The following is a 14,147-nucleotide window of genomic DNA, read 5'->3' as shown; positions in this document are numbered from 1 at the left end:
CCCGCGCGGGACGCCCGGACAAGGGGGCTGCGGGACCTTGTGCCCCGTCACTGAGGGTGAGTAACGGGAGGGCCGCTGATCAGCGGTTCAGTGTCCGCAGCGCCTTACCGACGAGTAGGGCGCGGTCTCCGGCGGCCGGCAGGTGCTCCAGGCCGAAGCCCAGCAGCACCGTGTCACGCGTAGTGACCGAGGCGTAGGACCTGAACAGTTCGCCGGTGCGGGACCAGTCGCCCGGAACTTCGGGACTTCCGGCAGGCGCGCCCTGCGCGGCCCAGGTGCCCAGCCCGCTCTCGAAGCCCTCCGTCTCGCGGTCGGCGCCGCCGACGTCCAGCCGGACCTGGTCCGCGAAGACCCCCCGGCCGCCCGAGCCGGGGTCGGTGACGTAGGACAACGAGACCTCCACGCTGCGGCCCGCGTAGGCGCTGAGGTCGAAGGAGACCTGCTTCCAGCCCCCGGAGGAGCCCGTGAAGCTGTTCCAGGCGCCGCTGCTGCCCTGCGGGGTGCAGCCGTCGGGGCCGAGCGTCAGGTAGCGGCCCAGGAACGGGTGGTCGTTCAGGAGGAACCCGGCCGCGCACTCCTCGGGTACGGCGGCGCTGGTCAGCCCGCCGGCCTCCGGCAGCGTGGTCCAGTCGTCCCCGCCGGCCGTACGGGCCTCCAGGACGGCGTGGTCGTAGCCCTCCTCGGTGTTCCAGTTCAGGGCTGCCTCCAGCTTCGGCCGGTCGGCGGCCGTGACCCCGGTGAGGTCGAGGGTGCGGGTCAGCCGCTGCCAGTCGTCGTCCTGGTGCAGGGCCGCGGCCATTCCGGCGCCCGCGTAGGGGGCGTACGGGTTCACGGTCCCCGTGTACTGGCCGGCCTGCGCACTCGTGAACTGCGGGAACTGCGCGGGGGCCAGGGTCTCGGAGGTCACCGTGTAGGCCCCGGGGGCGTTCAGCGGGTTGTCCGCGGCGCCCGCGAGGGCTCCCCGGGCTCCGGCCAGGGCTCCGGCGCCGGTGAAACCGGTGGCTCCGCTGCCGCTCGTTCGACCGTAGGCGCCGAGCCAGTACTGGCTGAAGTCATTGGTCACGGCCGGGCCGACCTGGGCGTTGCCGCCGGCCAGTTCTCCCGCCTCGATCAGCTTGCCGCCCTCGTTGAGGAAGGCGCGCAGGGCCAGCTGGGTGTCGCCGCCGGGGGTCTTGGCCCCCGTGTAGTGCACGGCCGTACGGAAGTGGGACAGCACGCCGAGGGGGTGCGGCGCCCCCTGCGCGGCGACGTCCCAGACGGCCGCCGGCTTCCCGTTGGCGCGCAGGGCGTCGGTGTACATCCCGGCGTGCCGGGCCGGTGCCCCCTCCTCCGCGACCACCAGCACGTCCGCGCGCGGTCGCTCGGCCACCGTGTACGTGAAGTGCTCGCTGGAGACCTGGCGGCCCGAGCGGTCGCGGCCGGTGAACCAGACCTCGACCCGGTCACCGGGGCGGGCGCCGCCGATGTCGGCGCGGTACTCGTCGAACCAGTTGTTGTCCTCGCCGCCGTAGACCTCGCCGCCCTTCCAGGCCTTGAGCTCCTCGTCGTGCGTACGGCCGCCGTTGATCCGGAAGTTGAGCTCCTTGTCGCGCAGCGCCTTGCGGGCCGTGACGGAGACCTCCTGGTCCTCACCGCGGGCGGCATAGGAGGTGGTGAAGGGGTCGAGGGTGAAGTCCACGGCGCTCAGGCCCACGGAGGAGGCCGGCCGGTCGGGGCGCGCGGCGCTCTCGCCGACGGACAGGGCGAAGGCGACGTTCTTGGCGAACTCCGCCTGGATGAGCTTCTCGTCGTCGGGGAAGTTGAAGCCGGAGGCGCAGTCCTCGGGCTTCCACCGGTCGTCCGGGTCGCTCTGCGAGGCCGTCTGGCAGGTGGTCATCTCCGGTGTGAACATCATGGTGCCGTGCGTGTTGGAGGCGTGCCCGTCGGCCTCGCCGTTGGTGGTGTAGAGCTCGGAGGAGACCTGCGGGTGGTAACCGGGGACGGCCGGGTTCTCCGGGGTTCCGGCGAGCGCCTCGTAGGCCACGTCGTCAGGGGTGGGGGTGGCCACCTGCCAGCCCACTCCGTAGAGCAGCAGCTCGGCGGCGGAGTGGTAGTTGACGGCGTACTCGAAGCCGATCCGCTTCTCGAAGCGGTCCAGGGCGACCGTCTCCGGTTCGGACTGCGCGGCGGGACCGCGGTAGGTCTCGCTGGAGGGGTTGGGCGAGGACCCCTCGTTGTCGTAGCCCCACTTGTAGGCGAAGTTCCGGTTGAGGTCGACGCCGTCCGCGGTGGTGACCGCGCCGTCGCCGTCGTTGTCGCGCAGGTTCTTGCGCCACAGCCGCCGGCCGTCGGGGGCGTGCGTGTAGTCGTACCCGTCGGGGTTGGCGGAGAGCAGGAACCACAGCTCGGTGGAGTCCACCAGGCTGGTGATCCGCGGGTCCTTGCCGTAGTTGTCGATCGTGTGGTGCATCAGCCGCCGGGTCATCTCGGGGGTGATCCACTCCCGGGCGTGCTGGTTGGACATGTACAGCACGGACGGCTTGCCGCCGTCCTTGGCCCTGCGGGCGTCCTTGCTGACCTTGAGGGCGAGTATGTCCTTGCCCTGCACGGTCTTGCCGAGGGAGACGACCTTGGTGAGCGCGGGGTGCTCCTGCGCGGTCCGCAGGATCTCCTCCTGGAGGCCGCCCTTGCCGCTGTAGGGGCGGAAGACCCCGTCGCCGGCGGCCCGGGAGCGGGCCGCGGCCCCGGCGGGCACCGTGCGTTCGGCGAGCGTGACGCCCTGCGCCGCGAGCTTCGCCGCCTGGTCGCCGGTGAGGAACAGCTCGACCTCGGCCGTCCCGGTGTCGGGGGCGCGCTCGGAGAGTTCGTGGGCGTCCTGGCCGAGTGCCAGGACGAGCGGGACCTGCTCCTTGGTGAGGTCGGCTTCGTAGACCCGCACCTCGTCGGCGCCCGGGGCGCTCGGGGCGGGCCGTGCCTGGGCCGCGGCGGGTAGTGCGGCGAGTGTGCTTGCGAAGACGAGTGCGCTTGCGGCGAGGATCGATCTCGCGCGGTGCCTCATGTGCCCCCCTGGGCGTCGTCTGCCACGAAAGCGTTCGGACGACAGGCTCACGACCACCCATGCCCATGTCAATGGGGCCTGCCGCAAGGGGTCCGCACGAGTGATCGTGCGGACCCCTTGCGGCGTACGGGTTCACCGGCGTACGGGCACTGCGGTGCGGCTATCCGGCCATGTTGTCGGCCATCTCCTCGCTGAGGTCGAGGTTCGACTCCGTGCCCGGGATGCCGAGGTCCTGGGCCCGCTTGTCGGCCATGGCCAGCAGGCGCCGGATCCGGCCGGCGACCGCGTCCTTGGTCAGCGGCGGGTCGGCGAGCGCGCCCAGCTCCTCCAGGGAGGCCTGCTTGTGCTCCATGCGCAGCCGGCCGGCCGCGGCGAGGTGCTCGGGGACCTCCTCGCCGAGGATCTCCAGCGCGCGCTGCACGCGGGCGCCGGCCGCCACGGCCGCCCGCGCCGAGCGGCGCAGGTTGGCGTCGTCGAAGTTGGCGAGCCGGTTGGCGGTGGCGCGCACCTCGCGCCGCATCCGCCGCTCCTCCCAGGCCAGCACCGACTCGTGGGCGCCCAGGCGCGTCAGCAGCGCGCCGATCGCGTCACCGTCGCGGACGACCACCCGGTCCACCCCGCGGACCTCGCGCGCCTTGGCCGCGATGGAGAGCCTGCGGGCGGCGCCCACCAAGGCCAGGGCGGCTTCCGGTCCGGGGCAGGTGACCTCCAGGGAGGAGGACCGGCCCGGTTCGGTGAGCGAGCCGTGGGCCAGGAAGGCACCGCGCCAGGCCGCCTCCGCATCGCAGGTGGCACCGGAGACCACCTGCGGGGGCAGGCCCCGGATGGGGCGGCCCCGGCCGTCCACGAGACCGGTCTGGCGGGCCAGCTGGTCGCCGCCGGCCACCACCCGGACCACGTACCTGCTGCCGCGGCGCAGACCGCCCGGGGCCATCACCACGAGGTCGGAGGAGTGCCCGAAGATCTCCAGGATGTCCTTGCGCAGGCGCCGGGCGGCAATTCCGGTGTCCAGCTCCGCCTCGATGACGATCCGGCCGCTCACCAGGTGGAGGCCGCCCGCGAACCGAAGGATCGCCGAGACCTCCGCCTTCCTGCAGCAGGTCCGGGTGACGGGAAGGCGCGAGATCTCGTCCTTCACCGCGGGCGTCATCGCCATGGGCCGATCCTTCCATGCATCCGAAAAATACGGTCGTACGCGGCGGCAAGCAGCTCCGGATCATGCTTCGGAGAGCCGTCTTCCCTGGCCACGGGCGCCAGCTCGATCGCGGCGCCGAACCGTTTGGCGGCATCGGCGAGGGATTCGCGGTCGGGCACGGCGGCCTCGTCGGCCAACACCACGTCCAGGGCGAGTTTAGGGGCGTGTCGGGCCAAAACCTCCAAATGACGCTGCGGAGAGAACCCCTCTGTTTCGCCCGGCTGCGGAGCGAGGTTCAGCGACAGGACCCGCCGGGCCTTCGTCTGCACCAGCGCGTCGAGCAGTTCCGGCACCAGCAGGTGCGGGATGACCGAGGAGAACCAGGACCCCGGTCCGAGCACCACCCAGTCGGCGTCCAGTACGGCGGCGACGGCCTCGGGCACGGCCGGCGGGTCGCTGGGCACGACCTGCACGGACAGCACCTCGCCGGGCGTCAGGGCCACCGTGGCCTGCCCCCGGACGGTGTCCACGTCCTCCGGGCGGTCCGGGTCGTGGCCCTTGACCAGGGCCTGGAGCTCCAGGGGCACCGCCGACATCGGCAGCACCCGGCCCTGCGCACCGAGCAGCCGACCGACGAGGTCCAGGGCCTGGACGGGATCGCCGAGCTGCTCCCACAGGGCGACGATCAGCAGGTTGCCGACGGCGTGCCCGTGCAGGTCGCCCTGGGACTGGAAGCGGTGCTGGATGACCCGGGCCCAGGTCTGGCCCCAGTCGTCGTCCCCGCACAGTGCGGCCAGCGCCTTGCGCAGGTCGCCGGGCGGCAGCACGCCGAGCTCCTCCCGGAGCCGGCCGCTGGAGCCGCCGTCGTCGGCGACGGTGACCACGGCGGTGAGGTCACCGGTGATGCGGCGCAGCGCGGCGAGGGAGGCCGACAGGCCCTGGCCGCCGCCGAGGGCGACCACCTTGGGCGCGGCGCCGCGCCGGCGGCCGGAACGGCTCGCGCCGTCCTCGCCCCGTCCCGGGGTGAGGCGGCGCAGGCGGCTCAGCCGGGTGGTCCGTGCGGTCACTCGCGCCCCATGTCCCGGTGGACGACGACGGTCTCGACTCCCTCGGAGGCGAGGCGGGCGGCGAGCTTCTCGGACATGGCCACACTGCGGTGCTTGCCGCCCGTGCAGCCGACCGCGATGGTCACGTACCGCTTGCCCTCGCGCCGGTAGCCGGTGGCGATGAGCTGGAGCAGCTCGGTGTAGCGGTCGAGGAACTCCTTGGCGCCGGGCTGGCTGAAGACGTACCCCGACACCTCCTCGTTGAGCCCGGTGAAGGGGCGCAGCTCCGGCACCCAGTGCGGGTTGGGGATGAAGCGGCAGTCGACGACGAGGTCCGCGTCGACCGGGAGGCCGTACTTGTAGCCGAAGGACATGACGGTCGCCCGCAGCTCGGGCTCCTCGTCCCCGGCGAACTGGGCGTCCATCTTGGCGCGCAGCTCGTGCACGTTCAGGCTGGAGGTGTCGATCACCAGGTCGGCGTCGCCGCGCAGCTCGCGCAGCAGGTCCCGCTCGGCGGCGATGCCGTCGGTGATCCGGCCGTCGCCCTGGAGGGGGTGCGGGCGGCGGACCGACTCGAAGCGGCGTACGAGGGCGTCGTCGGAGGACTCCAGGAAGACGATGCGCCGGGTGACGCCCTTGCTGTCGAGGTCCGCCAGGGACTCGCGCAGGGCGTCGAAGAACTGCCGGCCGCGGACGTCGACGACCACGGCGATCCGCGCCACGTTGCCCTGCGAGCGGGCGCCGAGCTCCACCATGGTGGGGATCAGCGCCGGCGGGAGGTTGTCGACGACGAACCAGCCGAGGTCCTCCAGACACTTGGCCGCGGTACTGCGTCCGGCCCCGGACATCCCGGAGATGATCACCAGCTCGGGGATGGCCGCCTCGGCGGTCTCACCGGGCTCCACTGTCGTGCCCGTACTCACCTGTGCTCCGTCTCGGTCGTGCGTGGTCTCGTGCTCGGTCATTGCTCGGTCCCCCGTTCGGACGATGCTCCCGCGGGCGCGGGGGTCTCATCCTCAATGATCTCTCCCGTGGCCGTGTTGACGGCAGGGCCGGCGGGAACCGCCCCGGCGAGGGCAGCGGCCACGGTCTCGGCCGTCTTGCGCCCTATGCCGGGGACCTCGCAGATCTGGTCGATTGTCGCCTGCCTCAGCTTCTTCACCGAACCGAAGTGCTTCACCAGGGCCTGCTTGCGGCTCTCCCCGAGGCCGGGCACCTCGTCCAGCGGGCCGGACCGCAGGCGCTTGCCGCGCTTGTTGCGCTGGTACTGGATGGCGAACCGGTGGGCTTCGTCACGGACCCGCTGGAGCAGGTACAGGCCCTCGCTGCTGCGGGGCAGGACGACGGGATCGTCCTCGCCGGGCACCCAGACCTCCTCCAGCCGCTTGGCGAGGCCGCACACGGCCACGTCGTCGACACCCAGCTCCTCCAGGGCCCGCTGGGCGGCGGCGACCTGCGGCTGTCCGCCGTCGACCACGACGAGCTGCGGCGGGTACGCGAAGCGGCGCGGCCGCCCGTCGTCCTCCGCGAGCGGCTCCTCGCCGTCCTCGGGCGCCCACTCCCCCGTCTTGAGCTTCTCCTGGAGGTAGCGGCGGAAGCGCCGGGAGACCACCTCGTGCATGGACCGGACGTCGTCCTGCCCCTCGAAGCCCTTGATCTGGAAGCGCCGGTACTCGCTCTTGCGGGCGAGACCGTCCTCGAAGACGACCATGGAGGCCACCACGTCCTCGCCCTGCAGGTGCGAGATGTCGAAGCACTCGATGCGCAGCGGGGCGCCGTCCAGCTCCAGGGCCTCGGCGATCTCCTCCAGGGCCCGGGAGCGGGTGGTCAGGTCGCTGGCGCGCTTGGTCTTGTGCAGGGCGAGGGAGTGCTGCGCGTTGCGGTGGACCGTCTCCATCAGGGCCTTCTTGTCGCCGCGCTGCGGGATGCGCAGGCTGACCTGCGAGCCGCGCCGTTCGGCGAGCCACTGGCTGAGGGCCGGGCTGTCCTCGGGGAGCGCCGGGACCAGCACCTCCTTGGGGACGGCCTCGCCCTTCTCCTCCCCGTACAGCTGCTGGAGGGCGTGCTCGACGAGCCCGGCGGTGTCCACGGCCTCGACCTTGTCGGTGACCCAGCCGCGCTGGCCGCGGACCCGGCCGCCGCGGACGTGGAAGATCTGCACGGCCGCTTCGAGCTCGTCCTCGGCGACCGCGACCAGGTCGGCGTCGGTGGCGTCGGCGAGGACGACGGCGTTCTTCTCCATGGCCCGGCGCAGGGCCCCCATGTCGTCGCGCAGCCGGGCGGCCTTCTCGTACTCCATCTCCTCGGCGGCCTCGTGCATCCGGCGTTCGAGCCGGGAGAGGTAGGTGCCGGTGCGGCCGGCCATGAAGTCGCAGAAGTCCTCGGCGAGTTCGCGGTGCTCCTCGGGGGTGACGCGGCCCACGCACGGCGCGGAGCACTTGCCGATGTAGCCGAGCAGGCACGGGCGGCCGATCTGCGCGGAGCGCTTGAACACGCCGGCGGAGCAGGTCCGCACCGGGAAGACCCGGAGCATCAGGTCCACGGTCTCGCGGATGGCCCAGGCGTGTCCGTACGGACCGAAGTAGCGCACGCCCTTCTTCTTCGGGCCGCGCATGACCTGGACGCGCGGGTACTGCTCGTTGAGGGTGACGGCGAGCGAGGGGTAGCTCTTGTCGTCGCGGTACTTGACGTTGAACCGGGGGTCGTACTCCTTGATCCAGGAGTACTCCAGCTGGAGCGCCTCGACCTCGGTGGAGACCACGGTCCACTCGACGGAGGCGGCCGTGGTCACCATCGTGGCGGTACGGGGGTGCAGTCCGGCGACGTCCTGGAAGTAGCTGGCCAGGCGCTGACGCAGGCTCTTGGCCTTCCCGACGTAGATCACCCGGCGGTGCTCGTCGCGGAATCGGTAGACCCCCGGGGAGTCGGGGATCTGACCCGGCTTGGGGCGGTAGCTGGAAGGGTCGGCCATGCCGTCCACCCTACTGGCGCGGACCGACAGCCCGCCGTACCCGTCGCCCCGGCGGCGGCCCCGGCGCCCACGGCGCGGCCCGGTCCCCGCCGGGGGCCGGGCCGCGCGTGCGGGTCGGTCAGGCCGGGCCCCCCGGGGCGGCGGCGCGGCGGCGGCGCAGGACCAGCAGTCCGGCCCCGCCGAGCGCGAGCGCCCCGGCTCCGCCGGCCAGCAGGGGCGCCGGCGGGCCGGTGTCCCGGCCGGTGTCCTGCGGGCCGGGTTCCGCGAAGCCGCCGGCCGTGCCGCGGCGGTCGTACGCGGAGCCGGGCAGCTTGTCCCCGTAGTCCGCGGCCACCCGGGCCCGGTACGCGGCGAGGGTGGTGCCGCCGGCGCCCACGGCCTGTACCGCGTCCTCGTCGAGCGGCAGCACCTGCGCTCCCCCGGCCACGTACCAGGCGTCGATCTGGGGCTCCCGGAAGACGGTCCCGCCCGGCAGCCGGGCGGCGCCGAGCTGCGCATAGCGGAACTCGTCGTCGCCGGTCGCGATGTTCACCACCTGCCAGCCGGCCTCGGTGCGCGCGGTCCACAGCGCGGCCTGCTGCCCGTCGGAGGAGACCGCCTTGCTGGCGAGGAACTCCAGGCGGGCCACCGGCGCCCCGGCCTTCCCCGCGACGAACTCCGGGGACAGGTGGTGGACCGGGACGGCTTCGCCCTCGATGCGGGGTTGTGCGGCGGCCGCGGAGACCCTGCCCTCCCGGGCGAAGAACCGGGACAGCGTGGCGAGGGCGGCGGGCGCCCCGGCGGCCTCCGAGGCGGCGGCCCGGACCTCCGCGGTGGCGGCCTGCGGCTGCGGTACGGGTGCGGCCGGGGCGGCCTGCGCCTGCGGGGCGAGGCCGAGCAGGGCGGTCGCGGCGAGGAGCGCCGCGGTGGCGGTGACGCGCGGGTCCATGGCGCTCACGCCCCGATCCGGTAGAGGGAGTGGGTCCAGGAGAAGGTGCTGTTGTTGACGTACCAGGCGTGGGAGGCCCAGTTGTAGCGGCTGCTGGAGGGCCAGGGATCGCCCCAGTAGACCCAGCTGTTGGCGGTGTCGTAGCCGTAGAGGACGTGCATGTGGCCGCCGCCGTTCGACCACTGGATGCGGGTCTCGACCGGGCGGTCGGCGTTGATCTCGCTCTGGACGGTGGAGTACTGGAGCCAGCCGTTCACGTAGGAGCCGGAGTTGATGCCGGCCCAGCGCAGGCCGGTCTGGACGTTGCCGAGGGTGGCCTGGTTGTTGGGGCAGTCGTAGCCCTGCTGGCGGTTGAAGGCGGCATTGCAGAACTGGTTCTGGCTGTAGGTGCGGCCGAACCAGGTGGCGATGGTGTTGCCGCCCGCGGCCCAGCACCAGTTGGTCTTCGCCTGCGCCTGCATGGTGATGTCGAGACGTTTGGCGGCGAGCGCCGCCCGGGCGGTGTCCGGGCCGGCCTCGGCGGCGGTGGCGGGGCCGGCGCCGGACAGGGCCAGGAGCAGGGTCGTGAGGAAGGCGGCCAGGGAAAGCCGCCGGTTTCGGTTGCGCATCGCGTTCCTCCCGAGGTGGGGAGTGTGGGGGTGGAGGAGCGCGTCCGGACGCTGTGCAGGAGCATCAGGGTGTTGTCGCGATCAGGTCAACCCGCTTCAATACGCGGTGGCGCCGCAGTGTGAACGGTGGGGACTGCGGTGTGAACGGTGGCTGCGGTTCCATCTGGTCCTCCCGCTCCCCGGCGTGATCCCCCCGCTCCGCCGCGAGTGAACGTTCACAGAGGAGTCGCCATGGCGCCGACCGGGGACACGGCAGGCCCGCGCGGCGCGGCGGGCGCGGGCGGCGCGGCGGGCGCGGGCGGCGCGGCGGGCGCGGGCGGCGCGGCGGGCGCGGGCGCGGGCGGCGCGGCGGGCGGCGGCGGCGCAAGCGCGGGCGGTCCGACCGAGCTCGGCCGGCTGCTCAGCGGCGGTCCCTTCCACCTCGCCCTGCGCGCGGCCCTGGCGGCCCGCGGCCTGCCCCTGCACCGCGTGCAGCACCGGCTCGCGGCCCGCGGCATCAAGGTCGGCGTCACCAGCCTCAGTTACTGGCAGCAGGGGGCCCGCCGCCCCCGGCACGCCGAATCCCTCCGGGCCGTCCGCGCACTGGAGCAGATCCTGGACCTGCCGGAGGGCTCCCTGCTGCGCCTGCTGGCCGCCCCGGAGCCGGACGCCGGTCCGGCCCGGCCCGCGGCCCGCCGCTACCGGACGCTGGTGCACGCGGGCGGGGTGGTGGAGCGGCTGCTGGAGGCCATGGACCTCCCGCCGGACGGGGGCCTGCACTCGGTCGGCCACCACGAACGGGTCCGCATCGGCCCGGCCGGCGAACTGCGCGGCCGCGACTCGCAGCAGATCGTGCGGGCCCACCGCGACGGCGTCGACCGCTACCTCGCCGTCCACCACGGCGACCCGGGCTGTGACCCGTCCCGCGTGCAGGTGACGGCGTACGAGAACTGCCGCACCGGCCGGGTGCGGTGCCACCGGGAGACCGGGATGGTGGTCGCGGAGCTGCTCTTCGACGCCCGGCTGCGCCGCGGGGACACGTACGTCTTCGGCTACGGCGTCGAGGACGGCACGGGCGCGCGCAGCACCGAGTACGTGCGCGGCTTCAACTACGCCGGCGGCCAGTACATGCTCCAGGTCCGCTTCGACGAGGCGGCGCTGCCGGTGCGCTGCCTGCGGTTCGCCCGGACCGGACCGGGCGCTCCGCGCACCGGCCTCGCGGACCTGACCCCCAGCGGCCGGCACCGGGCGGTGCACCTGGTCGAGCGGGAGGTGCGGCGCGGGCTCCTCGGGATCACCTGGGACTGGGCCTGAGCGGGTGCGCCGCCCGGTTCGGGCGCACGGTCCCGGTGCGCCCGGGGCCGTTCAGCCCGCGATGAGGTTGCCGTTCTCGACCCGCACCGGGACGGCCGGCAGCGCCTCGGTGGCCGGGCCGCGCAGCACCTTGCCGGTGGCCGCGTCGAAGCGGCTGCCGTGGCAGGGGCAGTTGCCCTCGCCCTCGTCGATCGTGTCCAGGACGCACCCCGCGTGGGTGCACTGGGCGCTGAACGCCTTGTACTCGCCCTGCGCCGGGCAGCTGACGATCAGCTTCCGCTCCCGGTAGAGCTTCGCGCCGCCCACCGGAACCTCGGCGGCGGCCCCGAGCTCCACCGGGGCGGTGGGCGTCGCCGGGGTGCCGCCGCCGCTGTCGGTGGCGGTGGAGCAGGCGGTGAGCGCCGCTCCGGCTCCCGCGGCCCCCGCGAGCGCGGCGGCGCCCCGCAGGACGGTGCGGCGGGCGGGGGACGGCGACGCGGGCATGGGGTTCTCCTGGACGGAAGGGACGGACGGCACGGACGGGCGGGGCCGGTCCTCCCGACGATACCGCCGCCGGATGGGGTACCTTCCCCCGCGTGATCGTCGTCGGTGGAGAAGCCCTGATCGACCTCGTGCCCGTGGCGCGGCCGCCGGGCGCCCTGCTGCCGCGCCCGGGCGGCGGACCGTACAACACCGCACTGGCGCTGGGGCGGCTCGGCGCGGAGGTGGCCTTCTGCTCCCGGGTCTCGGCGGACGGCTTCGGGGAGACCCTGCTGGCCGGGTTGCGGGCGGCCGGCGTGGACCTGTCGCTGGTGCAGCGCGGACCGGAGCCGACCACCCTCGCCGTCCCCTCGCTGGGACCGGACGGCTCGGCCTCCTACGGCTTCTACGCCGAGGGCACCGCGGACCGGCTGTTCACCCTGCCGCCCGCGCTGCCGCCGGGCGCCCGGGCCCTCGGTCTCGGCACCTGCTCGCTGGTGCTGGAGCCGGGCGCGAGCGCGTACGAGGCCCTGCTGCGCCGGGAGTCGCGGCGCGGGCTGCTGACCCTGCTGGATCCCAACATCCGCCCCGCGCTGATCGCGGACCCCGCCGCCTACCGGGCCCGCTTCCTGAGCCGCCTGCTGCCGTACGCGAACGTCCTGAAGCTGTCGGAGGAGGACGCGCGCTGGCTGGGCGGCGGGGTACGGGACTGGCTGGCGGCGGGGCCGTCGGCGGTGGTGCTGACCCGGGGCGGGGACGGCCTGACGGTGTGGACCCGCGAGGGGGCGGAGCATTCGGTGGCGGCCCGCCGGGTGGCCGTGGCGGACACGATCGGGGCGGGCGACACCGTCAACGCCGCTCTGCTGCACCGGCTTTCGGCCGACCCGGGCGGACCGGTGGACTGGCCGGAGGTCCTGCGGCACGCCGCGCACGCGGCAGCCGTGACCTGCAGCCGGGCGGGTGCGGAGCCGCCGTACGCAGCCGAACTGGCCGACTGACGGGGCGAGCCGGCGAGCAGCCCGGCTGCCGGTGGCCGAGGCGGCGGGCCGGCGGCCGGGGCGGCCGAGGGACGGGACGGCCGGGGCGGCTGCCGGGGGTCGAGCCGGATCCTGCTGCGGCTCCGCCGGGGCCTGAGAGACTCGCCGCCATGAAACTCACCGTATTCGGGGCCACGGGCGGCGTGGGCCGGGAGGTCGTCACTCAGGCGCTGGCCGCGGGCCACGAGGTGACGGCCGTCGTCCGCGACCCGGCCCGGCTGGCCGCGGTCCCCCACGACCGGCTCCGGGTGGCGGTCGTACGCGACCTGACGGACGCGCAAGCGCTCGTGCACGTGCTGGAGGGACGCGACGCGGTGGTCTCGGCCCTGGGCTCGGCCAACAACCGGCAGGCCAAGGCGGCTCCGGTGACGGGCCCGGCGCTGCGGGCGGTCCTCGCCGCGATGGACCGGGCGGGGGTGACCCGGCTGGCGGCCGTCAGCGCGGCGCCGGTCGGCCCGGACGTGCCGGGGGAGGACTTCTTCGCGCGTGCCGTGTTCCTCCCGGTCCTGCGGCGGGTCCTGCGGGACCTGTACGCGGACCTGGCGGTCATGGAGGCCGCCCTCGCCGCCAGCACGGCGCGGTGGACGGTGGTCCGCCCGCCGCGCCTGCTGAACCGCCCCGGTACGGGCACCTACCGGCGCGTGGTCGGCGGCAACGTCCCGGGCGGCCGCACGATCCCCCGCGCGGACGTGGCCCACGCCCTCCTGGCCGCCCTGGACGACCCGTCCACCGTCTGCCGGGCGGTGGGCGTCGCCACCTGAGGCACGGGCTCGTTCCGCCGCGGGGCGGACCCGGTGTACGGCGCCGGGGTGGTCACCGTTCGTCATGGGCGCGTCACGGAACCGCCACAGCGGTGTGCGGCGGGAACCTGCTGGGGGCAGGGGACCGTGTCCCTGCCTGCGAGTGCCGGTGCGGAACCGGTCCTGAGCCTCGGGAGCACCCATGCAGTACACAGCAGGCATCGGCCGGAGCGCGGCTGCCCTGGCGACGGCCCTGGCGGCCGCGGCCGTGATGACGGGCTGCACGCCGACCGGGGACACCGGCGGGGCCGGCGCCCCTGCCGCACCGCCCGCGGCCTCGCAGCCGGCCGGGCCCACGCCCACCGGTGGCGGGTCGCCCTCGGGCGGTGCTTCGCCGGGCGGGGCCGGGGGCGTGACGAAGAAGCCCTGCACGGCCGGGGCCGTCAAGGTCTCCGAGGGGCACCAGGCCGACGTCCGTCCGCCGGGCACCGGAACCGGGGCCGCGGTCGTCTCCGTCACCAACACCTCCGCGGCCCCCTGCACGGTGTCCGGGGACCCGACGGTCGCGGCGGCGGGCAACGGCTCGCCGGAGAAGAACAAGCCGCTGGCCACCACCCACACCGGTCCGGCCGCCGCCGAGGTCCTGCTGGCCCCGGGCGCCCGCGCCTGGACCAAACTCACCTTCGTCCAGGTCCAGGGCGAGGCGGACGGCTACTGCGCCTCCGGCGCCACCCCGGCCTCCCACCCGACGCTGGTCATCGGCGCGGGCGCCGCCGGGAAGCACCAGATCGCCATGGACGACGGGGTGTTCGCCTTCTGTGACGACCGGGTGACCGTCACCGCCTGGTCCTCCGCCAAGCCGTCCTGACGCCCTGACCGGCGACCCCGGCGGA

Annotated in this window: 12 protein-coding genes; 4 read left to right on the top strand and 8 right to left on the bottom strand. The window is 74.4% G+C overall.

Going from position 1 to position 14,147, the window contains the following annotated elements; genetic code table 11:
* Window positions 1-79 precede the first annotated feature (79 nt).
* From ACLJTM_RS26000 to ACLJTM_RS25970, 7 genes are all read right to left on the bottom strand, one after another.
* Window positions 80-3,037 (bottom strand): M14 family zinc carboxypeptidase, encoded by a 2,958-nt coding sequence (locus ACLJTM_RS26000; RefSeq protein ID WP_411106135.1) that lies wholly within the window; start codon window positions 3,035-3,037, stop codon window positions 80-82.
* Between the two features lie 160 nt (window positions 3,038-3,197).
* Window positions 3,198-4,193 (bottom strand): DNA-binding protein WhiA, encoded by a 996-nt coding sequence (whiA, locus tag ACLJTM_RS25995; RefSeq protein WP_030009075.1) that lies wholly within the window; start codon window positions 4,191-4,193, stop codon window positions 3,198-3,200.
* Complete coding sequence (locus ACLJTM_RS25990; protein ID WP_411106134.1) at window positions 4,184-5,239, bottom strand: gluconeogenesis factor YvcK family protein; 1,056 nt, start codon at window positions 5,237-5,239, stop codon at window positions 4,184-4,186. Before ACLJTM_RS25990 ends, whiA begins: the two co-directional genes overlap by 10 nt.
* Complete coding sequence (rapZ, locus tag ACLJTM_RS25985; RefSeq protein WP_030720410.1) at window positions 5,236-6,183, bottom strand: RNase adapter RapZ; 948 nt, start codon at window positions 6,181-6,183, stop codon at window positions 5,236-5,238. The genes ACLJTM_RS25990 and rapZ overlap by 4 nt, the downstream gene beginning before the upstream one ends.
* The gene (gene uvrC / locus ACLJTM_RS25980; protein WP_411106133.1) at window positions 6,180-8,189 is read right to left on the bottom strand and encodes an excinuclease ABC subunit UvrC; all 2,010 of its coding nucleotides are present in this window, start codon (window positions 8,187-8,189) and stop codon (window positions 6,180-6,182) included. Before uvrC ends, rapZ begins: the two co-directional genes overlap by 4 nt.
* A gap of 118 nt (window positions 8,190-8,307) precedes the next feature.
* Window positions 8,308-9,117: an LPXTG cell wall anchor domain-containing protein gene (locus ACLJTM_RS25975; protein ID WP_411106263.1), complete on the bottom strand. Its 810-nt coding sequence runs from the start codon at window positions 9,115-9,117 to the stop codon at window positions 8,308-8,310.
* A 5-nt stretch (window positions 9,118-9,122) separates the two neighbouring features.
* Window positions 9,123-9,725: a papain-like cysteine protease family protein gene (locus ACLJTM_RS25970; protein WP_411106132.1), complete on the bottom strand. Its 603-nt coding sequence runs from the start codon at window positions 9,723-9,725 to the stop codon at window positions 9,123-9,125.
* 231 nt (window positions 9,726-9,956) lie between these two features.
* Between ACLJTM_RS25970 and ACLJTM_RS25965 the strand changes: the two genes are divergently transcribed.
* The gene (locus ACLJTM_RS25965; RefSeq protein WP_411106131.1) at window positions 9,957-11,018 is read left to right on the top strand and encodes a hypothetical protein; all 1,062 of its coding nucleotides are present in this window, start codon (window positions 9,957-9,959) and stop codon (window positions 11,016-11,018) included.
* A 51-nt stretch (window positions 11,019-11,069) separates the two neighbouring features.
* On the opposite strand, the gene ACLJTM_RS25960 is transcribed toward ACLJTM_RS25965, so the two are convergent.
* Window positions 11,070-11,501, bottom strand: coding sequence for a Rieske (2Fe-2S) protein (locus tag ACLJTM_RS25960; RefSeq protein ID WP_411106130.1), 432 nt, complete (start codon window positions 11,499-11,501; stop codon window positions 11,070-11,072).
* A gap of 92 nt (window positions 11,502-11,593) precedes the next feature.
* On the opposite strand from ACLJTM_RS25960, the gene ACLJTM_RS25955 reads away from it, so the two are divergent.
* The 3 genes from ACLJTM_RS25955 (at window position 11,594) to ACLJTM_RS25945 (ending at window position 14,122) form a co-directional block, all read left to right on the top strand.
* Entirely contained in the window at window positions 11,594-12,475 is an 882-nt protein-coding gene (locus ACLJTM_RS25955; protein WP_411106129.1) for a carbohydrate kinase family protein, read from the top strand.
* Window positions 12,476-12,624: 149 nt separating this feature from the next.
* Window positions 12,625-13,275, top strand: a complete 651-nt coding sequence (locus ACLJTM_RS25950; protein ID WP_411106128.1) for an NAD(P)-dependent oxidoreductase — start codon at window positions 12,625-12,627, stop codon at window positions 13,273-13,275.
* 181 nt (window positions 13,276-13,456) lie between these two features.
* Window positions 13,457-14,122, top strand: a complete 666-nt coding sequence (locus tag ACLJTM_RS25945) for a DUF4232 domain-containing protein (RefSeq protein WP_411106127.1) — start codon at window positions 13,457-13,459, stop codon at window positions 14,120-14,122.
* The last annotated feature ends 25 nt before the right edge of the window (window positions 14,123-14,147 follow it).

This window comes from Streptomyces sp. cmx-4-9 (genome assembly GCF_046548835.1).
In the GTDB taxonomy this organism is placed as follows: domain Bacteria; phylum Actinomycetota; class Actinomycetes; order Streptomycetales; family Streptomycetaceae; genus Streptomyces.
The sequence above is the reverse complement of the archived record's forward strand: the minus strand, read 5'-3'. Positions and strand labels throughout refer to the sequence as shown.